Here is a 4,140-nt window from a genome sequence, read left to right as displayed (position 1 = left end):
CGGTTATTCGGTTTTATTTATGCAGATAAAATAGATAAGTATTTGGCAGGTAATAAAAAATTAACGTGGCATACCGTTTGGTGATGCCACGGGTGTCAAAGACACCTTCGCTTGCTGCCGGGAGAGTGATGTGGACATCACCCTCTCTGATAAAATGGTCTTTCAGTTATGATGAATGCGTAAACTGAGGTGACACTACGCGTCAACAGACCTTTGTTATAGCAGCTTATTATCTGCCGATTAACTTAAATATCACAATGATGTGACTTAATGTTTAATTGTGCGAGACATATTGCATAATCAATGCGTTGTGATGTTACTCATCTTAACTAATTTGTTGCGAGTACTGTTAAGAGCGGGGAAATGTTGATCCGTAGCAAAAAAAGCTTGCTATAAAACACGTAGAATAATGATAATGATAATCTATCTTATTTAAGCGTTGGCGATAGTAATGAAGACACTGGCTGATTTGAGTGTGGGCGATAAGGCGCGAGTGATGAACATGCAGCGCTTAGATCGTCCACTGCGTAAAAAATTGATGGTTTTAGGGGTTCTACCTTCAAGTGAAATCAGTGTGGTGCGTTTTGCTCCACTTGGGGATCCTCTACAGATTGAGATTTGTGGTGTAAATATTGCTCTGCGTTTAACAATAGCCGCGGGTATTGATGTTGAGGTGTTAGCATGAATTTCTCCTTATTAACGGTAGGGAACCCTAATAGCGGTAAAACCTCGTTATTCAATGGTTTAACCGGTGCTCGGCAACAAGTGGGTAACTGGAGTGGGGTAACCGTTGAGAAGAAGGTAGGGTCATGCAGTGTTGGTGCTCATAAACTGCAAATTACCGATCTGCCCGGTGTGTATGCGTTATCAGGCGATAATGTTGATAGCGGTAAAGATGAGCAACTAGCAACGATTGTGGTTGAGTCTATCCCCGCTGATGTCATCTTAAATATTGTTGATGCTTCTGCTTTAGAGCGTAGCTTGTATCTGACACTGCAACTGATTGAAACCGGCCGCCCAGTTGTGGTGGTGGTAAACAAAACTGATGCACTTGAGCGTAATCGTCAGCAATTGAATGTGCCTTTATTATCCCAAATACTCGGATGCCCAGTTTTTGCTATTTCTGCTCATAATCAGCGTCAGGTTAACCGTTTTCGCAGTGAGTTGGCTGATCTGCTCGCTCAAGGGGTTCAACCTTCTACATTAAAACTTGATTATGGTTTGGATATTGAATCTGTTCTGAGTGATCTGGAAGTGTTGTGCCCGCTCAATGAACAGGCCAGTACCCGATCATTAGCATTACGATTACTGGAAAGAGATCGTCTGGTTGAAAAACGCTTAGGTGTTGAGCAACAAGATATTGCGCACCAAAAAATAGTACGATTAGAGAGTCAGGTTGATACTGATTTACAAATTGCCGACGTGCGGTACAGCTTTATTCATGCGCAGTGCCAGAAAGTACGTAAACATGTTGGTATTGTTAGCCATAAAACCAGTGAGAGAATTGATAAGGTCGTTTTAAACCGGTACCTCGGTTTGCCAATTTTTTTATTGGTAATGTACCTGATGTTTATGTTCTCGATTAAGGTGGGTAGTTCATTTATCGATTTCTTTGATATTTCGGTGGGGGCTCTATTAGTCGACGGAACACATCATCTTTTTGATGGTATCCTGCCTGTTTGGTTAGTGACACTATTAGCCGATGGTTTTGGTGCAGGTATTCAAACAGTAACGACCTTTATTCCGGTGATCGGTTGTCTGTATCTGTTTATGGCCGTACTGGAAGGCTCGGGGTATATGGCACGTGCTGCATTTGTGCTGGATAAACTGATGCAAAAAATTGGCTTACCTGGGCGCTCATTTGTTCCTTTGGTCATCGGTTTTGGTTGTAATGTGCCTGCTATTATGGCAACCCGTACATTAACACAAGAGCGTGAACGTCTATTAACGGTCATGATGACGCCATTTATGTCTTGTGGCGCTCGTTTACCTGTTTATGCACTGTTTGCCACGGCGTTTTTCCCACATTCAGCTCAAAATATTGTTTTTGCACTGTATCTTGTCGGGATTTTGATCGCCGTTTTTACCGGTTTGTTGCTGCGTAATACGTTACTACCGGGGAGTAGTGAAAGTTTTGTAATGGATTTGCCTGATTATGAGTGGCCAACACTGCGTAATATTGTCTTGAAAACATGGCAAAAACTGAAAAACTTTGTTTTTGGTGCCGGTAAAACCATTGTTATTGTTGTTGCTGCACTTGGCTTTTTTAACTCATTGGGTGTTGATGGATCATTTGGTAACCAAAATACCGAACATTCAGTTTTGGCTCAGGTTGCAAAAAAAGTGACACCAGTATTGGCACCTATCGGCGTGGAAAAAGATAACTGGCCTGCAACAGTCGGAATTATTACCGGTATTTTTGCTAAAGAAGCGGTAGTCGGCACATTAAATGCGCTTTACAGCGGTGAAACTGCCTCTGATAGTAGTGAATACAATTTCTTTGCTTCATTTAAAGAAGCACTGCTGACAATTCCTGAAAACTTGTTAAATATCAATTTAGCTGACCCACTGGATATTAATGTTGGTGATACCACTGACCGTGCTGCTGCGGCACAAGCACAAGAGGTTAATGCATCAACATTTGATAAGCTGGCACAGAACTTCTCTGGCCCCGCAGCCGCGTTCAGTTATCTTCTGTTTGTATTGCTGTATACACCTTGTGTTGCGGCGATGGGAGCATTTGTGCGGGAAGTAGGACGTAACTGGGCACTATTTGTTGCCGGTTGGACCATGCTTTTGGCCTACGTTGTGGGGACTTGGTTCTATCAGGTGATGCATTTTTCACTGCATCCTGCAGAGAGTATTTTGTGGCTGAGTATTACCGGTGGTCTGCTATTGGCCGTCATGGTTGTATTGCGCATTATGGGTAAAAATCAGCAACCACGTGAGGTAAAATTAGCATGATTTTACAGACGTTACGGGAAACTTTGCAGACTCAAGGGCGTATTACGCGTCGTGATCTGGCCAAGCAGTTTGCGACCAGTGAAGATGGTATTGATGCCATGTTACAGGTATGGTTACGCAAAGGTCGGATAGCAAAAGAGACGCAATGTGTTTGCAGCGGCGGTTGTTGTGGAGCAAGTGAAGAGGTCTATTATCGCTGGCTTGAGGCTGACGGTATTGCCGTAGTGGTCAAACACTGATTCTTAAATACTGATACAGATTTGTAGACTGCTTTAGTGCTACTTAGTTGTCAATTTTGTGAAGAGTAAAACGCCAACGAAGGAGACAACGTTGGCGTTTTTTATTGCCTTAGCAAAGTCTGTATGTACCGATATGTTTATTTGGCAGGTACAAAATCAGTCAGTTGGTTTAGCTGTTCAAGAAGCGGCAAGCTGGCTTGGATTTGCTCATCAGCACTGCGCAGTTTGCTGGTTAAATTACCCCAGATAGGTGCTGGCCAGACAGCATCTTGCTGAAAACGGGCAACATGGTGAATATGCAGTTGAGGAACCATATTACCAATTGCGGCTATATTCAATTTATCAGGGGTGTATATTTGTTCAATGATTTGAGCGAGAGCACTCGACTCTTGCATTAACTGCATTTGCTCTGCATGGGTTAGATGGTGAATTTCTTTGATGTTATCTCGTTTGGGAACAAGAATAAGCCAAGGTACATTGCTGTCTTTACTCAATAATACCTGACATAACGGGAAAAAACCTAATGTGGTGGTATCGGCAGCTAGTCGGGGGTGCAGTAAAAAATCTGAATGTGGCAGCATTGCTATTTTATCCCTTAACGGAAAAGACCTGTATGAGCATAACAAGTTTATGGTCTGAGTTCTGAATCTGTTTTGTCTGGCTATCTGGGGTGTGTTTAACTTGTCAGATCTCTCTGCACTATTGCTAGCATTATTACTTGAGTTCCCACTCTTCTAATGGCATAGGGCGACCAAAGTAGTAGCCCTGTGCTTTTTGAGCGCCCAGTTGTGCTAGGCATGCAGCTTCTTGTGCATTTTCAACACCTTCAGCAACGAGAGGAACTTGGCAACTGATGGCCAGTTGAATAACCGAGTTAATCACACGATCACTGCCTGCGCTATTGAGCAATCCGCTGACAAATGTGCGGTCTATTTTC

5 protein-coding genes are annotated in these 4,140 nt (G+C 43.0%); 3 read left to right on the top strand and 2 right to left on the bottom strand.

Annotation, left to right across the window (positions count from 1 at the left end):
* Nucleotides 1-451: 451 nt before the first annotated feature.
* The 3 genes from ACRC27_RS00500 to ACRC27_RS00490 are packed head-to-tail and all read left to right on the top strand — an operon-like array spanning nt 452 to nt 3,203.
* Nucleotides 452-685: a FeoA family protein gene (locus tag ACRC27_RS00500; RefSeq protein WP_438621654.1), complete on the top strand. Its 234-nt coding sequence runs from the start codon at nt 452-454 to the stop codon at nt 683-685.
* The gene (gene feoB, locus ACRC27_RS00495) at nt 682-2,964 is read left to right on the top strand and encodes a Fe(2+) transporter permease subunit FeoB (RefSeq protein ID WP_438621655.1); all 2,283 of its coding nucleotides are present in this window, start codon (nt 682-684) and stop codon (nt 2,962-2,964) included. Before ACRC27_RS00500 ends, feoB begins: the two co-directional genes overlap by 4 nt.
* A complete protein-coding gene (locus ACRC27_RS00490) occupies nt 2,961-3,203 on the top strand; it encodes a FeoC-like transcriptional regulator (protein ID WP_438621656.1) in 243 nt (80 codons plus the stop codon). The genes feoB and ACRC27_RS00490 overlap by 4 nt, the downstream gene beginning before the upstream one ends.
* Nucleotides 3,204-3,340: 137 nt before the next feature.
* Here the strand turns inward: ACRC27_RS00490 and ACRC27_RS00485 are convergent, their stop codons facing one another.
* Together ACRC27_RS00485 and ACRC27_RS00480 are read right to left on the bottom strand one after the other, a co-directional pair.
* The gene (locus ACRC27_RS00485) at nt 3,341-3,784 is read right to left on the bottom strand and encodes an HIT domain-containing protein (protein WP_438621657.1); all 444 of its coding nucleotides are present in this window, start codon (nt 3,782-3,784) and stop codon (nt 3,341-3,343) included.
* A 133-nt stretch (nt 3,785-3,917) separates the two neighbouring features.
* A partial coding sequence (locus ACRC27_RS00480) for an EAL domain-containing protein (protein ID WP_438638826.1) occupies nt 3,918-4,140 on the bottom strand: 223 nt, incomplete at its 5' end.

Source organism: Plesiomonas sp., assembly GCF_051650925.1.
Classification (GTDB): Bacteria; Pseudomonadota; Gammaproteobacteria; order Enterobacterales; family CAMTGL01; genus Plesiomonas.
Note: the sequence above shows the minus strand (reverse complement) of the source record. Positions and strands in the feature narration are given on the sequence as shown.